This is a genomic window from Fictibacillus halophilus (assembly GCF_016401385.1).
GTDB lineage: Bacteria > Bacillota > Bacilli > Bacillales > Fictibacillaceae > Fictibacillus > Fictibacillus halophilus.
The window spans coordinates 273,916-291,549 of the sequence record NZ_JAEACF010000001.1 but is presented as its reverse complement, the minus strand read 5'-3'; the positions used below and the strand labels follow the sequence as shown (position 1 = coordinate 291,549).

Sequence of the window (17,634 nt, the reverse complement as noted above, 5' to 3'; positions counted from 1 at the left end):
TTCTTAAGTTATCTTGTAGGTCTGAAGTCTTATGGAGGGATAAGAAACGGCGTTCAAGAGAAAATAAAAAGCGGAGGAGCTTCCATTTTTCATATGGCGCTCGTATTTTTCATATGGCGCTCGTATTTTTCATATGGCGCTCGTATTTTTCATATGGCGCTCGTATTTTTCATATGGCGCTCGTCCAGCATGCTTGTCAGCCGCTGGACGAGCTTTTTTAGAGCTTACATACAAAATTCGGTCGCCATCAATTTACATATGTGACGATTTCTTCTACTGCTTTTCGCGCGAGTTTTTTTGGTTGATCTTGTGGATGTCCGAGTGAAATAACCATGTTAATCTGTTTCTTTGATGGAATATGTAAGAAGTCGCGAATCGCATCTTGCGCCAACAATACGGGGCCAGTCATTGGGCAAGTCCCAAGTCCGCGAGCATGGGCTGCGAGCATCAAGTTTTGAATTGCTAAGCAGCTGCTCTTGATTCCTTCTTCTTCCCAGACTGTTTCTTCGGCAAGTTCGATCGGATCAAAGATTTTTTCACGAAACTTAGATTCGTAAGGAGTGGCTAAACAGATGATTAATACGGGTGCTCCAGAGAACGCCGTTGCATAAGGACCGAAAGAGCGCGTCAGCAATTTCGCTTCCTTCGTTTTGCCGTTTTCTTCAGCCCTTGCTGCCAATTTATGAATAGCATCCCACGTCATCTCTTCGATTTTCTTTACTTTATCTTTGTTTCGGATTACGATAAATTCCCACGTTTGTGAGTTCGTGTCGCTCGGCGCATAACGAGCGCAATCCATGATTTCATAAATGTCTTCTTCAGCAACTGCTTGATCCGTAAACTTTCGGACACTTCTTCTGCCGTGCACGATTTCTTTAAAATCTTCGTATTTCATGATTGTCTCCTCTGGCACATGTATTGGATATTCTATCTGTATTATACAAAAGATTGGAACTCTCTACAAAATACGTAAAAGAACAGTGCCTATTTTGCACTGTTCTCAGTTGTTTCTATTTCTTTTTTAGTTTTAATCCTTAATCCGATCAAGATAAGTGCAGCTCCTAATAATACGCTAACGATATGAATCGGATCCATATTAAGTGACTCTCTTTGGACATTTAACTTCTCTACATACATTCCGAGCAGATAGGTACTGATCAGAACGATTAGTCCAGCGGTAATGAGTCCAGCTTTCACATATGGTTTCATGGTAAAGCCACCTTTTCGCTTTTACATTCAACTTATTCTTAGGAAAAGATAGAATACCATTATTATTAAAAAACATAATAAAATTACTAATTTGCTTTTGCAAGATTCATCCGTTCTTCAACGAAAGAACGCACTTCATCCTCCGCTTTTTTCTTGATAACAAATTCTACATACCTTTCACCCGTATGAAAGCGAACTAACCCCCAGCTCGGGTAACCTGGGTTTTCAGCTTGAATTCCTGTAATCCAATCTACTGAATCGATCTGATTCCAATCATAAAATTTAGTAGCCGATACAACGCCTTTCTTACCGATTGCACCACGCCATATTTGAGTAAAATAAAGCAGTGTGAGGAACACCAGTAAGCAAATCATTAAAACATTAACGGGCATTGAAAGTTTCAACAAACCAAACCCTTGTGTGATGATGACCACAATCATAATCTCATGTGTCCAAAAGTTCTTCTGAGTATACTCTCCACTATAAGAAAGTCCATAGACAGGAACTGCTCTTTTTTTGTCCTTCACATTTTTCAAAAGGTAAAAAACAGCTGCAATGATTCCTATCACGATCAAGATTCCAAAAAATACATTTAAGAAGAGTTCCATGTATTAACACCCCACGTATCTTATATATATAAATACGATTAAAGAATGGAAAAAGTTTCAAAATATTAAAAAGACACCTTCAAAAGGTGCCCTTTAAATCAAACTGTTATTTTCGTTCAACCATAACTAAAATCTTGCCATCTTGTAGATCTTGCATATAACTCTCAGCATCACTTTCAGAAACGTCCATATTTAGAAGAATTTCTTTCATATCCGTTTCATCGTTATCAAACATAGAAGCAAAAGGTCCTGCTGCAAGAAGTGGACCTATGCCTGGCGTACCCAATCCCGGAACGGCGATACCTCCCCCGATACCAGTCAGAAAGCCAGCGATTGTGCCGTATGTTGCACTATCTGCATCATCTTCTGTAATTTTTCTTTCGTTCACATGGGTTTCGTCTGCAACGCTATCAATCATTTCATCATCTTTTGCAACGATCGAAATTTCAGATGGATGATAACCTTTTTCGACCAAAGCTTTGATGGCTCCAACCGCTTCTTCTTCTTTTGTGTATGTACCGATGATATCTTTTTTCATTTGGTTTCCCTCCAAACGTTTCTTTACAAGTAGGTTCCCCTGTTAACCATTTTTTAAACGAAGCTCAATCTTGTTCAAACCAACCTTTTTTCTTGAACCAAATGGACATGCTTGCACCCAATAAGACCATAAAACCGAGTACATAAAAGTAACCATTCTTCGTTTGAAGCTCTGGCATGTTTACAAAATTCATTCCATAAAGACCCGCAATGAACGTTAACGGCATGAAGATTGTTGTAATTACGGTTAAGGTTTTCATGATATTGTTCATACGGTAAGAGTTAAGAGAGATGTAATTATCGCGTATATCCGATGTCATTTCTCTGGCGGAAGTCATCATATCTGTCAACCTCAGTAGATGATCGTATATATCATGAAAGTACGATCTTTCTTCCGCATCTAAGCCTACCCGTTTTGACTCAAGCATTCGATACAGCAACTCGCGCATAGGTACAACTGTTTTTCTTAATGTTAAGAGATCTCCTCTTATATCAAAGATCTGGTTTATGATTTTTGGTGCTTCATCATCTTCATTGCTTTCAATAGAAATTACCCGTTCTTCTAATTCATGCATAATGGGAAAATACATATCTACCAGTTTATCCATTAGCTTATGAAGAAGTTCATTTTTACCCAGTTCAGGTGGAATAGTCTCTAGTTCACTTAAATACTTCCATACAAAATCAATCTCTGGAACGTTTGTTTTATGAAACGTAACAACACTGTTTTTTGTTGTAAAAATATCAACCTCAGTTGCTTCAAGTGTCTTATTGTCTAGAGCGTGCAACACATAAAACAGGTGGTTTTCATAAAATTCAACCTTTGGTCGTTGCAAGGCATTCACACAGTCCTCAACAGCAAGGGGATGAAAGTCAAAAAACGTACGCAATAGATTGGTTTCACCCGGAGTTGGACTGTCAAAATCCACCCAGAACCAATCAGGCTTCATTTCATTGATTTGTCTAAACGGTGGATTGATGATTACTTTATGATCGATGATAGCGATTGTTCGGACCATGATTACACCTTCTTTCTCTTATTATCATTTCCCTAATCTCATTAACTTTTATCAGGGGTTTGAAACATTTATTAGGAATGCAGCATTTATCTACAATAAGCTATGCTTTTTATTTTGACAATGAAAAAACGGTACCTAGTGATGGATAAATAACTTTCATATTTCCTTAATCTGTTAAAATATAATGTAATTATGAGAGGTGGAGTGTAGTATTGAAAAACAGAATCGTAATTTCTTTTGTTTTAATTATTTTGATAATTTCAAGTGTCGCAATATATAAGTACGTGCTAGAAAAAGATCGTTACTCATCCGTTTCCATAGTTCCTGAGAATCGCAACGACCTCCCCCTATACGATGGATTAGAATTTCAAGAACATCATTACTTGATAAAGGGAAACTATTGGTATGATATTTATGAATTTTATAGAGACACTCTTCCGAATCATGGCTGGAAGCTCGTTTTTAAACAAGCTTCTATAGAAGATTCGGGAGGCTTTATGTTGAGATTTCAAAAAAATGATAAAGAACTACATATTGGTGGTGGCTGGAACCCTTATGCTAACGAAACTGAGACTACTTTTGACCTAAACCCCGTTTTGCATAAGACGATGTGGATTGATCAGAAACCCAGAAGCATTTGCGTTTACCTTAATAAGAACGCAGTTAACTGCAATAAGATTACCGATCAAAATAAGATAGAACAGTTTATAAAAATGGTCGACGAAGACGCTGTAAATAAAGACGATGCTCCTTTACAAAAGGAATTTGGGATTGTTGATGTGAACGGGGAAAAGATTGAGATTCATTATGATCCCCTTCTATCCTCTTATACGTTAAAAACAGCCGATGAACGAAAACAGTTGAAACCTGAGGCTTTGTTGGAACTTTTAGGCCTGACCCACTTAAAGGAAAGGTAATGAATCAATCAATTTAAATAAACCCTCGGCCGTAAAATGGGCCAAGGGTTTTTATCTACGCGTTCTTTTGACTAGCTTCTAGTAATGGCTCGTACATCATGATGGCATGGTTCTCGGTTACATATTCATCATCGATCTGTTTTCTTTGGCGGTTAAATACTTTGCGATGAATTAAGTTATGCCTTAAATATCCACCCCAGTAAGCTGGTGTGATCCAATGTTCTTTTTCATACACTTGATACGAGTGCAAAGGTTCTTCGTCTGTCCGCCATTCTCCAACAAGATGAGTATCGGTTAAGTATAGGTGAAGCTGGTAAGTCTGATTAGTCGTGTTCTTAATTTGAAGGTCTAGGTAGTTATAAGCACAAGTCGCTCCGCTTCCAAAAGGCTGGGTGCGCTTCGAATCTGGAAACACATCATAGCTATGACGATGACGCTCTGTTACAGAAAGCGGAGTATGCAATGTCATCCAATAGATTAAGTTTGATAGCTGACACAGCCCTCCCCCCGTCCCCTTCTTAAACTTACCGTAAAACAAAACCATACCATCGACGTACCCTTTCGATCGCGTTGTCGTCCCAATGCTTTTCCAATACGAAAAAGTTTCCCCTGGTTCGACTACGATTCCGTTTAATTGTTTGATAGCAATTCGGAGGTTTTTAACTTTGTTGTGCTGATACCACATATCTACATCTTTTAATTTGCGAAGAAGAATCGTCTGATGCGAAAAATGAATAAAGGAAAGTTGTTCACTCTTCTTTGTTTTGGCATAAGTCTTTTCATCTGTAAACCATTCTATATATCTTCTAAACGTATAATACTTTTTCCCTAACGAGATTCGTAAAGGCGATCGCCGCTTCGGCCGCAGGTCAAAATGGTTCATTTGCTTACTCCTTTTGCTCAATTTCATTATGGGAAATAAATTGTTTGGGGTCAGACCCTATTTCCCATTATCTTCTAATTCTTCATTTGTCATTTATTTTCCTTTGGTGCTTGCGTTATAGTGGGGATATTACAAATTAAATTTACTTCATAAAGTTTATCTTTTATGATGATAGGTAGTTTATAGAGTTGGAGGAATTATCGGATGCTCGACAAATCGTTTTTACAGATGAATACCGTATTTATAAGCATCCTCATCGAGGCACTTCCGTTCGTTCTGATCGGTGTGCTCATTGCTGGTGTCATACAGATGTTTGTCACTGAGGAGATGGTGGCACGCATTATGCCCAAAAATAAGATAGGTGCTGTTCTGTTTGGAACTGTTATAGGTGCGATCTTTCCTGCGTGCGAGTGCGGAATCGTACCGATCACAAGAAAGCTGATTGAAAAAGGTGTCCCTGTTTTTGCGGCCATTCCTTTTATGCTTACAGGTCCGATCATCAATCCTGTCGTATTATTTTCAACGTATGTTGCGTTCGGCAACAGATGGGAAGTTATGATCTATCGAGGCTCTCTTGCCATGATTGTTGCTGTTTTATTAGGTTTTATTCTTGCCGTTCAATTTAAAAATGCAAAAGTACTTAAGAATGAAATAGGTGCTGTTTCCCGCTCACCGTTCAACAACGAAACGGCAGCAACGGTTTCAGCACCAAAGGTTTCTTTTTACAACAAACTGAAAGGTACGTTTGTGCATGCCGTAGAAGAATTCTTCTCTGTCGGAAAATATTTAGTGATCGGTGCTTTGATTGCAGCGAGTATGCAAACTTACGTAAAAACATCAACGCTCCTTGAGATTGGTCAAGGTGAAGTATCATCTTCACTTGTAATGATGGGATTAGCCTTTATACTCTCTCTCTGTTCAGAAGCTGATGCTTTTATCGCGTCTTCGTTTCAAAGCACGTTTACAATGAGTTCAATTGTTGCGTTTCTTGTCTATGGTCCGATGCTTGATGTGAAGAACGTCTTGATGATGCTTGCGGCGTTTAAGAAAAAACTCGTGTTTAGTCTTGTTGGATATATTACGATCCTTGTTCTACTCGGATCTCTATTTCTTTAAAGGAGGTGCACATCTATGATTCGAATCCTGATTTTAATCGGATTTACCTTTTTGTTCATGCACCTGCATGCTACAGGTGATATTAGCAAATATATTAACATGAAATATTCATATATCTCGTTCTCTGCCATATTTATTCTTGGCTTTCTTACGCTCGTTCAGTTCTATATTTATGGAAAGAGTGATGATGGTGAACATGAACACGATGATTTATGCACCCCTGATTGTGGTCACGATCATCATAAGAAACCTTCTCGATTAAAGAATATCACGGTAAACAGTATACTCATTTTCCCGATTATTTCAGGGTTATTCTTTCCTATCGCATCTCTTGATTCTGAAACCGTAAAAACGAAAGGTTTCCACTTTAAAGGTCTTGAGAACGAAGGGGATTTTGGTGAGCACCAGTTCTTAAAGCCTGATACGAGTGTTTATTACGGAAAAGAAAGCTACAATTCAATCATGGATCAAGAACTGAAGCCCTTTACAAAAGGAAATCAGGTTGTACTAAACGATAAGAATTATCTAAAAGGCATGGAGAGTATCTATTATAAACCTGGTATTTTTCTCGGAAAAGAGGTTCAGTTCAAAGGGTTTACTTACAATGCAGAAGATCAAACTTCAAAATCAAACGAACTTTTTCTTTTACGTTTTGGAATCATCCATTGTATTGCCGATTCTGGTGTGTTTGGCATGATGGTCGAATTCCCAAAAGGCACATCATTTCCTAATGACAGATGGATCAAGATTGAAGGGAGTATAGAAACCCAATATTATCAACCCTTTAAAGCCGATATCCCTTATGTAAAAGTGAAGGACTGGAAAGAAATCGAGAAACCAAAAGAAGAGTATGTGTATCGAGGATACTGAGAAATAACCGGACATCTTTCGTCCGGTTATTCTTCTTTCATTATATATTTTGCGATTGTATTAAATTCACTACGATATCACCGAGCTGTCTTCCAAGTGATAATCCTTCATCATTATCTACTTTAAAATGGACACCTGCATATAATCTAGACATCGCGCACTCTTCCATAAGAAAGTGAATGCGGTTTCTTTCTTGAGGAAAATAATAGCTCAATATGGGTTCCGTACAACCCGCCATAACGGCATGTGCGGAAGGATATCCTGGAAAACTCGGAGTCATTAAAACTGTCTTTAAGTTTCGGTCGTATTGACAAGGACGAGCTACATCCCAAAGATATTTAAAATGCCACGTTATGACGAAAGCATCATTGATTGCAGCTTGATAAAACGCTAAAAATCTGGCCGCTCTTGTTGAAGCAAGTCCATATGTTTCCATCATTTGAAATACGATTGGAATGATCTGTTTATTCACTTCTCCTGCAGCCCACATTTGTGCAATGCGTATCTGTTCAGGCGTTATCTGCTGCATCACCTGTTGCACAATTTGAAGTTCATTGGCCCAATTAATTGAATTTGGATCCTTGATTCTCCATGTGATTTGGTTTCGAAATGGATCCAAAAATCTATTACCATCTCGAGCAATGAAAAACATCGGCCAATTACCTGCTTCTGGGGTTACAGGAGTCGGGGGATTGCTCTCACCCGGATAAGGTATTTTTGACCACCTCAAATAACTTCTCATTTCATCCCCCCTGTTTCATGTAATACCTCATGTTATGTAAAGGGACAAAAATTTTAGAACAAGGTATTGATCTTAATAAGGGTTAAACAAACATTTTTTTATATTTTGAGAGATTAACAGCAAATGAAGTTCCTTAAGTACCGTGTATACATATAATGATATATAGTTGACCAAGCTCTAACAGCTTGTGGCAGCTTTTTTAAATGGAAGTTGGTGGATGATTTGAAGAACGTTACAAAAAATGATGTATCCTTTAATGTGTCTGACGATAAACAGTTTGCATACTTTTGGCACACTGTGTTTCCCAATCATTGGGAAGACTTTACATTTGAAGTCTTGGATCATTTCTTACATCCTGATCGAAATTATTTAGATATCGGCTCTTGGATCGGGCCAACTCTACTCTATGCAGCGAGTCTAGCAAAACAATCGTTTGGCGTTGAACCAGATCCAGTAGCCTATGAAGCATTGAAGGCGAATATTGAGTTGAATCAAGAACTCAAAGAGAAAATCACGACTATAAACAAAGCTATGTCTTTTAAGTCAGGAACGATGAACTTATATAAAAGAACACGATTTGGTGATTCTAGTTCAAGTTTAGTTCGATCATTGTCGGATGATTTTCAACCTGTTTCCGTAAGCACCCTTAAAGACTTGGTGTCTGATTATCAGATTACGGATTTGTCACTTATCAAAATGGATATTGAAGGCGGAGAATATCTACTCATACCCGCTATGCGGAAATATTTAAAACGGTACAAGCCCCCCCTTTATCTATCTCTTCATCCCGAATTTTTAAAAAGCTCGATGAAAAAGAGATGTCCTAATTCTTCAGAAAAGAAACTACAAAAAGCCTATTTTAAAAAAGTAAAAAAACTTATTCAAAGCTTAGATATGTATGATTATATTTATCTTTCATCTTCAGAGAGAATTGAAAAATCAAAATTAGTTCAAGCTCTTTTAAAGAATGATAATCCGATAGAACTACTTTTTACAACTACTTCCTTTAATTTAAAACAAAGTTGAGGTGTTGCCGGATCCGCACCTTTTTTCCTTCCTCTATTCAACCCGCCTTTCTTTTGGTATCATTTTCCTTAAATTATTGGGAGCTGATTTTAATGACTTCGCTTAAACAATCGTTTAACCTTGTTGCTGATTCGTATGAAAAATACCGACCAACTTATCCAAAGGAGCTTTTTGAAGATATTATTCGTTTTGCAAACCTTGATGTAAATCACACTCTTTTGGAGGTAGGAAGCGGGACTGGTAAAGCTACAGAAGGTTTTGTAAAACACGGCCTCTCGAAAGTTACATGTATTGAATATGGACAAAACTTAGCTGAGCTGACTCGAAAAAAGTTTTCACCGTATCCATCTCTTCAAGTGATCAACTCTAGTTTTGAAGAATGGAATAATCAAGAAAAAGTCAAATTTGACCTTGTTTATTCTGGGACTGCTTTTCACTTTATTCCTCATGAGACTGGGTATAAAAAAGCCGCTTCTCTGTTAAAAGATAGTGGCGTTCTTGCGCTCTTTTGGTTTGTTCACATTCCTTCTCATGAACCCGTCTACCAGTCCATTCGAAATGCGTATGAATCCTTTGCTCCACATTTAGAAGACAGCAAGGTTCCTACCCTAGCTGAATTTATTGAAGAGCGTAATAAACTGACGCTGCAGTCAGGAGCCTTTCAAGATTTGTGTACACATACTTATACGTGGAACCAAACCTATACAGCCGATGAATATGTAGGACTATTGAACACACATTCAGGTCACCAAATATTGTCTCCTGAACGTAAAGAAGCTCTCTATGAAGCAATCAAAAACGCGATTCTGGAACAAAATTCAGGTGTAATCTCTAAAAAACATGCAGTTGCATTATTTCTTGCCAAAAAGAAAATTGTTTAGTATTAAAAAAAGTTTGTCATCCCCCTTCAAATGTCCTGTTTTCACTTTATCCGATACGTTCCTAGGAAAGCTGTACTATTGTTTCGACAATTAAGAGGATATTTATCGATTGAGAGAGAATTATGGAGAAAACTAAGAAGGGAGGAATAGAAAATGAGTGAAGTGATCATCCGTCATCTTGTGAAACGTCATTTCACAAAGAAAAACATACAAGATCAGCATCTTCAACAGCTGCTTGTGCATTTTCTTCTTTCAGCAAGGAAAGACAAACATTAAAAAAGATAAAGATATCGCCATCATATAATTTCTTTATTAAACAAGAGTATCTGATTTTAGCAGATACTCTTTCTTATTTAGTCGTACTTAATGATTTAGTTAATATTTTTAAAGCTTGTATGATCGTGTTTCTTTCAAATTCAGAGAGTCCTTTAATATTTTGATTTAGCCGTGTGCTTAAAATCGTATTCAAGTGAGATATCGTATGAACACCTTTTTCTGTTAATAGAAGGAAAGAAATTCTTTTGTCATTTGGATTCACTCTTTTTTCAACAAGACCTGTTCTTATTAGTGATTTAACTTGCCTGCTGAATGTCGTAATGTCTACACCAACGTTATCTGCAATGTGCTGCATAGAAGGCTTTGAGTGTTTACTGATTTCATAAAGGATATGACTATGTGCTAATGTTAAATCTTCTTCTACCAAACGACAGCTGTTCTTTTGCAACGTCTCATATTTTCTACTCAAATTCTGCAGCAGATCTCTGACATCCTCCATTACTGAACACCACCTTATTTCCACTATAAGTTATACCTCCGAAAATTAAAATAATTTTCAAAAAATATACTTAATAGAATTTTAGGTTTATTTACCTACAAATCCTTCAATGAAAAGAGCTGATTTTGACGTATTCTGTAGATTAGAGAGTCTTTTTAGTATAAAAGACTTATTCATATGCAAGTATTTAGGTTTAATTGTTATTCTATACGGGTACCCCATAATTATAGAGATAAAATGTGTGAATAAAATGTTTGGGGGTATCATTGAATATGTACAGAGTGGAGCAGAAACGCAGCAAACTAGGTATGTGGCTCAAACAACATAATAAAGATACTGATTGGTTAACCCGAACGTCTGGTATCGAAAGACAAACGATAGAAGAGCTTGCCTACAATCCAAATAAAAATCCAAGAATGATTTGTATAAGAAAAATTTTATATGCGGTTAAAAAAGTGGATCCTACTACTAAACTAAGTGATTTATGGGATATGAACTAAACCAAGCACCTCAGATTAAAATGAGGTGCTTGGTTTGTTATATTAGTCGTTATGCAATAAATCCGTTACTTTTGACTTCATTGAAGTTATTACTGTTTTTTTGTATCGAACAGCAAGTAAAAGCACTTTTAGCTGTTTACTAAGAGGCAGTTCACGAAAACGTGGATTCTCTTTTACGAAACGCTTGATAATTGACAGTGCAGCTGGACTCATCTTCTTAATAAATTTCTTATCTTGTTTCTTCCCCTCTCCTCTTAAGTTCTGTAACCAATTCTTCATGTCTGTTTTTCTAGGATTTTCATCGACCATACATAGAGCATATTTATTTTTTGTGTGCTTTGTTAAAAATTCATAACGGTCATTTCCGCTAATAATACTGAATCCATCTTCCTTATCTCTCTTAACTACAAGCATATGCATAGAGTCCCACATTCTATTTTTAAGCATCTTCACATGATCCGTTAATTTTATTGTATAATCTGGCTTAATTTTAGATAGATGAATATATTGAACATTCAACTTCATCCTATATCTCCTTCTTTCCTGTGGAGTCATTGTGTAAGTATACTATGAAAGTATGTATGCAAAAGGTGCCTATAGGAAGATGCGCGTCTGAGTTGTTTCAGAATTACCTGGATTTGTTGAAATTTCGAAAACGGAATTCCAAGTAACAAGTAAAGCTCCTTTCTATTTCTTCATTGAGGGTTGATTGGAGTGGAAGGTGCTTGCCTACCACCTGTGAAACTTCTAAGCAAAGTATACGGCGAGAAAGCGACCAACCTGGAGCAGTAGACAACTACTTTCGAGGAGCAACAAGGTCTAACGAGTACAGTCCAAGCAAAAAAGCCACTCCCCGCACGTTTTTAATTAACGTAGCGAGTAGTGACTTCTAATGTTTTTATGCTGCTCTATTTTTGCGAATGAAATTACGAATATCACGATTTCCGATAAACTTCTTAGACTGCTCACACCATAGCTTAAACGTTAACGATTTTAAGCTAGTAAGAAGAGTAAGCGTTGGTACATCTTGAAGTCGCGGATCACTTTTGTGTGCTTTTTCCAAGTGATAGTTAGGCACACGAGAGTTCAAGTGGTGCACATGGTGAAATCCGATGTTCCCTGTAAACCATTGTAATACTTTTGGCAACTTATAGAAGGAGCTTCCTTTAAGAGCGGCTTCCACATAGTTCCACTTTTCGTTATGTTCAAAATAACCATCTTCAAACTGATGCTGAACATAGAACAACCAAACTCCGGAGAACGTTGCAATGTAGAAGATCGGCAGTTCAACCAATAAGAAAGCTTTCCAGCCAATCGTAAATCCAACAGCCAATACGATTGTGACTAGTGCGATATTCGTTAACCAAACATGCACTTTTTCTTTCTTAGAAGCATTCTTTGCATTAAATCGATAATCGATTAAGAAAATATATAGTGGTCCGATCAAGAAGAGCACGATCGGATTTCTGTAAGTTCTGTATTGTAATCGCTTAAACCAAGAAGCCTCTGCGTACTCTTGAAGCGTCATTGTCCATACATCACCAACCCCACGTTTTTCAAGGTTTCCGTTCGTTGCATGGTGTGTTGCATGGCTATTCTTCCACTGTTCATACGAACAGAACGTAAACAGGCCTGTAAAAATCCCTACAATCTGATTGGCTTTTCTGCTTTTGAAAAAAGAATAGTGTGTGCAATCATGAAAAATGATAAAGGTTCGAACTAAAAAGCCGGCTGCTGGCACTGCACAGAGCAGCGTTAACCAAAATGATATATTTAAACTCAAATAAGCCAATACCCATAAGATCAAGAATGGTCCTACTGAATTAACTAACTGCCAAACACTTGCTGATATACGCGGGCGCTCAAATGGTGCTAATTTTTTCTTCCATTCACGAATGTCGTACTTCGAATGTTCGCTCATTAAATCAGTCTCCTTTAACTTCACATCTTCCCTATCTTATCACACATTTTGAATTTAGCATCCACCTATATTTGTCGAATTGTGAACTTATTATATGACTTGGTACTAAAACCACGCAAAAACCGGCCTCTCGCAAGGAAAGAGACCGGAAAAATTAAATTTTATTTTTTATTTTTTTGCGTTGATGTAAAGCTTGCCTGTTGCTCGTTCGCTTGTTTTGTTGCCGTAATCATCCGAAGCAATCACTTCAACCACAGCACCTGGTGCTTTAACGTTTGTCGTTGCTGTGTAATAGCCTTCGTAATGTCCCTCAGACGTTTCACGCATCGGAAGCTCTGTTGCGTTCGTTACTCCTCCTGCATTTGTCAGAGGCATATGGATCACGAATACGGCATCCAATCCTGGCTCACTGTCAAATTCAATTTTCACAGACTCCCCGCTCTTCAGCTCTTTGTCTGTGTCTGGTTTCAAGTTCTCAACTACTGGAGCTTCGAACTTTGCATAAACGGTTACAGTCTTTGAGTGACGATTTCCTGCTTTATCAAGCGCGACCACTTTAATCACATTTTCTCCTTCGTTTAGAAGCATGCGGTGACTATAGTTGCCGTCTTCGTCAACTTGCGCTTTTTGTCCGTTAACTTTTACCCAATCAAGGTTGGTTTCATCAACTGTACCTTTTACGGTTACAGATTCACGGTTTGTTTTCATACCGTCAGCCGGTGATGTGATACTCACTTTTGGCTTTGTTTGATCAAGTGTCACTGTTACCGGAGCTGATTCATCTGTTGAACCACTATCTGTTACTGCTTTTGCTGTCAACGTATTAGCGCCCTCTTCTAGCGTAACTTCAGCAGAGAACGTGCCTTCATCCGTCGTTTCGGCAGTTGCTACTTCTTCTCCATCTTTGTAGATTTCGACCGTAGTTGTTGGAGCTGCATTACCTGTTACTGTTACATTTTCTTCATTTGTAAACGACCCATCGACTGGAGAAGTAATAGATGGTGCAGTTACTTCATAATTTACAGTCGCTCTGATCATATAGTTACCTTCTTCTTCTGGAGATTGAGACCACGCCCCACTCAAGCTTTGAAAGCTTCGACCGGACCACTCTCCATCTTCATCTGTTGCCAGTCCTGGTGTGTTCGGGTTCGCAAAGTTTTGGATGTACACCATATAGAAGTCTCCTTCTACCATGATGCCGTGCTGACTTAAGTCAACATGCGTCCACTCTCCATTACGTAATGCTGTAGCATCAAACGGCCCAGCGAGCTTTTTACCTGGTGTCCCATCCGGTCCACTTGCATCGTATACAGCTACTTGGAATGCTGTTCCACCCGGTACTGGCCATTCTGTATCCCAGAATCGGAACAGTCCTCCTGTTACAGCTGCTTTTTCATTACCATTTGCGAGTGACATTTTTACTGCCCAAGCATTTCCTGCAGCGTTCCATGCACGAGCATTTTCAGCTGTACCATCGTCATACCCAATCTCTCCTGGGTAACCGATGAAAGGTTTTAACGCGATGTCTTGATCTGTTGTTTCGCCGCCAGTAACGGTAACAGAAACTTCTTCTCCATAATAAGAAGGTGCAAGTACTTTTAGCGTGTATTCGCCTTCATATGCAGAGATTTCATACGTACCATCTTCATTCGTTTGAACAGGTGCAATTGCAGCATCTTCCATGAGCATCACGGTAGCTCCTGCGATCGGTTCTCCTGTCACTTCATTCGTAACCGTACCTGACACTGTTCCTCTTGGAATTTCTTCTAGTGTAAAGTTTGCACGGGCCGTTCCGTCTGCTTCAAGTGTGACTGATTGTGTTTGCGAACGGAAACCATACGCCTCTGCTTGGACAGTGTATGTGCCTGCCGCATGCGTTAAGCTATACGAACCATCTTGAGGATTCGTATAAACAGAACGTCCTGTTTCTAGGACACTAACTTCCGCACGCATCGGAAGAGCTAGTGGTGCAGCATCGCCATCTTTCGCAGGTTCTTTTTCAGAAGAAGGTTTCATCGGCTTAATTTTTGATGGATCTACTTTTGGTTTTGCTTGAGACATTGGTGCTTTTTCAACCGCTGGAGATCCGCTAAGTTTTGCTTTATTTGCCGGTGTAATCGGTTGGTCATGCAGTTTTACATCATCTAAATACCATCCAGCCTTCACGACAGAACCATCAGAAGTTACATTGAACGCAACGTAAATGCGTTGTCCTGCGTATTCACTTAGATTGACTTCTCCGTCAATCCATCCTCCAGAAGTGGAATTAACGCGTAGCTTTTGCGTCCAGTTTTCCATATCCGTTGAAACAAACACATGTCCATAATCATAGTTACGTTCGAGATCGTGCCACTGTTTGAACTGAAGGTAAGTGTTGCCTTCAGGAAGATCCACTGGAGGCATAACAAGTGTCATGTTAGAGCTGTTCGCATAGTTTCCAGCAAGATTTGAAGCATATACTTTTTCACCAGAGAATGCTGCACCAGGTCCGCTTGTCGGTACACCATGCTCCCAGCTGTTATTTGCTCCAAAAGATGTCCAGCCTGTAGGATTTCCTTCAAAATCCTCACTGTATCCTGAAGAAATTCCAGGTAACAGTGTTACTGTGTAGTTATCTGTTGAAACGGAACTTCCTCCAAAATCAATAGCTGTCCATTTATAGACGATGGAATCACCTGTTAATGCTGATCCTGGAATAGAAGCGCTATACGTACCTGACTTATAATCTCCACCTGTACGTTCTGCAGCCACGTCAGTCCAGCTTCCGTCTTCATTCTGATAGCTTAATGTAACAGAAGTGACACTAATGTTATCTGACACTTCGGCTTCAAGATTTAATGGCATCTCCTTGTAAGATTCAGTAGGTCCCTCATGTGTGATAGAAGGAGCTTCACTATCCTCTCCTTGTTTCGTTACAGTTCCCTCAATTCTTCCTAATCCAGTTACTACTGAGGATACGGCTGTAAATGCGTTCACAAGTCCATGTCCATATCCATTGTTCGGAGATTCAGGGAAAGTCGCATCTGTAAGAGGAGTGGCTGAATTCAACAAGATCTCTTCAAGCTCTTCAACAGTCAGACTCGAATCAGCTTGCTTCAATAAAGCAACTACTGCTGAAACGTGTGGTCCGGCCATTGACGTACCATTCCAACCACCTTCATATGCACTTCCAGGAACCGCTGACCGGATATTCACTCCCGGTGCTGAGATTTCAGGTTTTGTCTCGTCATATGGAGAAGGTCCTTGAAGTGAGAAACTTGCTAAAGTGTTATTGATATCTGTTGCACCTGTTGCAAAAGATTCTGGATAGTTTGCTGGAGTTGCAACTGATCCAGGCCCACCTGGGTTAAAGATCGTCGTGTTACCTGCAGAGAATTCCGGGAAAATCTCAGCAGATCGCCAAGCTTGAACCATCTCTCTGTACCATTCATCAAGTCCTGCTCCGCCACCCCATGAGTTGTTTACAACATCTGGCGCTTTTTCAGGGTGCGGATTACCTTCTGCATCTTTTGGCGCTAAGATCCACTCACCGGCTTCAAGAAGATCAACATCTGATCCACCTGAAGCAGAAAATGCTTTTACAGCAATCCATTTTGCTCCTGGAGCAACACCGATCTGATTGCCTCCGTTCGGTTCAGCACCTACCATTGTTCCCATCGTATGTGTACCATGTCCATCATCATCATATGGAGTAGCTTGATTACCAACAGGATCGAACCAGCTGAACTGGTGATCTGCTGCATCTGGATTTTGAGGATTGTATCCGCGATACTTTTCTTTTAGTGCGGGGTGGTTCCATTGAACACCTGTATCGATATTGGCAACAACTGTACCAGCTCCATCAATACCCATTCCCCAAACCTCAGGAGCACCTACACGTTCGATATTCCATTCAATAGAAGAAGTATCGTTTTTCGGTTGAACCTGTAGAGATGATTTGGGAAGTTGATTTTCTGGCAGCTTTACAGAACTTACGGGTTGAATAAGCTGTCTTGTTTCATTCGGAAGTACTTTTTCAACTTCTGGGAAAGCTGCAATCTCTTCCATTACTTCTTTTGTAGCCGTTACGGCCATACCGTTAACAACATAGAAAGATTGGATTTTTTCAGCTTTACCTGCTTTTTCTTGTTTTTCTAAGTATTGTTTCGTGTGCTGTTGAGTTTCAAGCGCATTGGCGCGAAGTGTGGAAACGATCGTAGAACGTTTCATTAATTTTGTTTGATTAGAAGAAAGTTTTTGAGATTTAGCTTCTTTAGCAGCTTTTTTTGCCACTGCAGCCGTATCTACTTGTTCTTTGAACTTAATGAGGAATGTAACTTTATCCTTCTTGCTGAATTGCTCGTTCAGTTTCTTTGCAACCTTGCTCGTCTTACCGTCTAATGCTGCCTCTTTAGCTGAAGTAGAAGCCTTACCTTTAGTAGTTGCAGCATTCGATTGAGATGGGAACATCATTGGAACAATCATTAAAAAAGCTAAAAATACGGATAGCCATCGTACTTTTCTTCGTTTTTTACTCATGTAACTTTTCCCTCCCTGGTCTATTTGTTTTTGGTTGATCTAACCTAGCAAGAATTCTGTCACACCTCCTGTACTTTTTATGAAAATATAGTAATTCTTTGTTGTTATATAA

18 protein-coding genes are annotated in these 17,634 nt (G+C 39.0%); 7 read left to right on the top strand and 11 right to left on the bottom strand.

The features are described from left to right. Window positions 1-247: 247 nt before the first annotated feature. From I5J82_RS01580 to corA, 5 genes are all read right to left on the bottom strand, one after another. Window positions 248-895: a nitroreductase family protein gene (locus I5J82_RS01580; protein WP_198766365.1), complete on the bottom strand. Its 648-nt coding sequence runs from the start codon at window positions 893-895 to the stop codon at window positions 248-250. Window positions 896-984: 89 nt separating this feature from the next. Next, window positions 985-1,209 carry a hypothetical protein gene (locus I5J82_RS01575; protein ID WP_198766364.1) on the bottom strand — a complete coding sequence of 75 codons (225 nt, stop codon included), beginning with the start codon at window positions 1,207-1,209 and terminating at the stop codon, window positions 985-987. A gap of 86 nt (window positions 1,210-1,295) precedes the next feature. Next, on the bottom strand, window positions 1,296-1,817 hold the full coding sequence (locus tag I5J82_RS01570) for a hypothetical protein (RefSeq protein WP_198766363.1): 522 nt from the start codon (window positions 1,815-1,817) through the stop codon (window positions 1,296-1,298). Window positions 1,818-1,923: 106 nt separating this feature from the next. After that, entirely contained in the window at window positions 1,924-2,355 is a 432-nt protein-coding gene (locus I5J82_RS01565; RefSeq protein WP_198766362.1) for a YflT domain-containing protein, read from the bottom strand. A gap of 64 nt (window positions 2,356-2,419) precedes the next feature. Then, a complete protein-coding gene (corA, locus tag I5J82_RS01560) occupies window positions 2,420-3,373 on the bottom strand; it encodes a magnesium/cobalt transporter CorA (RefSeq protein ID WP_198766361.1) in 954 nt (317 codons plus the stop codon). A gap of 212 nt (window positions 3,374-3,585) precedes the next feature. Between corA and I5J82_RS01555 the strand changes: the two genes are divergently transcribed. Continuing rightward, entirely contained in the window at window positions 3,586-4,290 is a 705-nt protein-coding gene (locus I5J82_RS01555) for a hypothetical protein (RefSeq protein WP_198766360.1), read from the top strand. Window positions 4,291-4,345: 55 nt separating this feature from the next. On the opposite strand, the gene I5J82_RS01550 is transcribed toward I5J82_RS01555, so the two are convergent. Further along, window positions 4,346-5,173, bottom strand: coding sequence for a VanW family protein (locus I5J82_RS01550; RefSeq protein ID WP_198766359.1), 828 nt, complete (start codon window positions 5,171-5,173; stop codon window positions 4,346-4,348). Window positions 5,174-5,377: 204 nt separating this feature from the next. Here I5J82_RS01550 and I5J82_RS01545 point away from each other — a divergent pair, with 204 nt between their 5' ends. Next, entirely contained in the window at window positions 5,378-6,289 is a 912-nt protein-coding gene (locus I5J82_RS01545) for a permease (protein ID WP_198766358.1), read from the top strand. A 15-nt stretch (window positions 6,290-6,304) separates the two neighbouring features. Continuing rightward, window positions 6,305-7,159, top strand: a complete 855-nt coding sequence (locus I5J82_RS01540) for a TIGR03943 family putative permease subunit (protein ID WP_198766357.1) — start codon at window positions 6,305-6,307, stop codon at window positions 7,157-7,159. A 40-nt stretch (window positions 7,160-7,199) separates the two neighbouring features. Here the strand turns inward: I5J82_RS01540 and I5J82_RS01535 are convergent, their stop codons facing one another. Next, window positions 7,200-7,901, bottom strand: a complete 702-nt coding sequence (locus tag I5J82_RS01535) for a vanadium-dependent haloperoxidase (protein ID WP_198766356.1) — start codon at window positions 7,899-7,901, stop codon at window positions 7,200-7,202. A gap of 222 nt (window positions 7,902-8,123) precedes the next feature. Between I5J82_RS01535 and I5J82_RS01530 the strand changes: the two genes are divergently transcribed. The 3 genes from I5J82_RS01530 (at window position 8,124) to I5J82_RS20475 (ending at window position 10,084) form a co-directional block, all read left to right on the top strand. Next, window positions 8,124-8,927, top strand: a complete 804-nt coding sequence (locus I5J82_RS01530) for an FkbM family methyltransferase (RefSeq protein ID WP_198766355.1) — start codon at window positions 8,124-8,126, stop codon at window positions 8,925-8,927. 92 nt (window positions 8,928-9,019) lie between these two features. Next, window positions 9,020-9,808 carry a class I SAM-dependent methyltransferase gene (locus tag I5J82_RS01525; RefSeq protein ID WP_198766354.1) on the top strand — a complete coding sequence of 263 codons (789 nt, stop codon included), beginning with the start codon at window positions 9,020-9,022 and terminating at the stop codon, window positions 9,806-9,808. A gap of 153 nt (window positions 9,809-9,961) precedes the next feature. Further along, window positions 9,962-10,084: a hypothetical protein gene (locus tag I5J82_RS20475; RefSeq protein WP_255520062.1), complete on the top strand. Its 123-nt coding sequence runs from the start codon at window positions 9,962-9,964 to the stop codon at window positions 10,082-10,084. A gap of 73 nt (window positions 10,085-10,157) precedes the next feature. Here the strand turns inward: I5J82_RS20475 and I5J82_RS01520 are convergent, their stop codons facing one another. Beyond that, window positions 10,158-10,583, bottom strand: a complete 426-nt coding sequence (locus tag I5J82_RS01520; RefSeq protein WP_198766353.1) for a MarR family winged helix-turn-helix transcriptional regulator — start codon at window positions 10,581-10,583, stop codon at window positions 10,158-10,160. A 266-nt stretch (window positions 10,584-10,849) separates the two neighbouring features. Here I5J82_RS01520 and I5J82_RS01515 point away from each other — a divergent pair, with 266 nt between their 5' ends. After that, entirely contained in the window at window positions 10,850-11,083 is a 234-nt protein-coding gene (locus tag I5J82_RS01515) for an XRE family transcriptional regulator (RefSeq protein ID WP_198766352.1), read from the top strand. Window positions 11,084-11,125: 42 nt separating this feature from the next. On the opposite strand, the gene I5J82_RS01510 is transcribed toward I5J82_RS01515, so the two are convergent. The 3 genes from I5J82_RS01510 to I5J82_RS01500 form a co-directional block, all read right to left on the bottom strand. Beyond that, complete coding sequence (locus I5J82_RS01510) at window positions 11,126-11,608, bottom strand: hypothetical protein (RefSeq protein WP_198766351.1); 483 nt, start codon at window positions 11,606-11,608, stop codon at window positions 11,126-11,128. A 373-nt stretch (window positions 11,609-11,981) separates the two neighbouring features. Continuing rightward, a complete protein-coding gene (gene desA, locus I5J82_RS01505; protein ID WP_197127000.1) occupies window positions 11,982-13,004 on the bottom strand; it encodes a Delta(5) desaturase DesA in 1,023 nt (340 codons plus the stop codon). Window positions 13,005-13,172: 168 nt separating this feature from the next. Further along, window positions 13,173-17,522, bottom strand: coding sequence for a S8 family peptidase (locus tag I5J82_RS01500; RefSeq protein WP_198766350.1), 4,350 nt, complete (start codon window positions 17,520-17,522; stop codon window positions 13,173-13,175). Window positions 17,523-17,634: the final 112 nt, after the last annotated feature.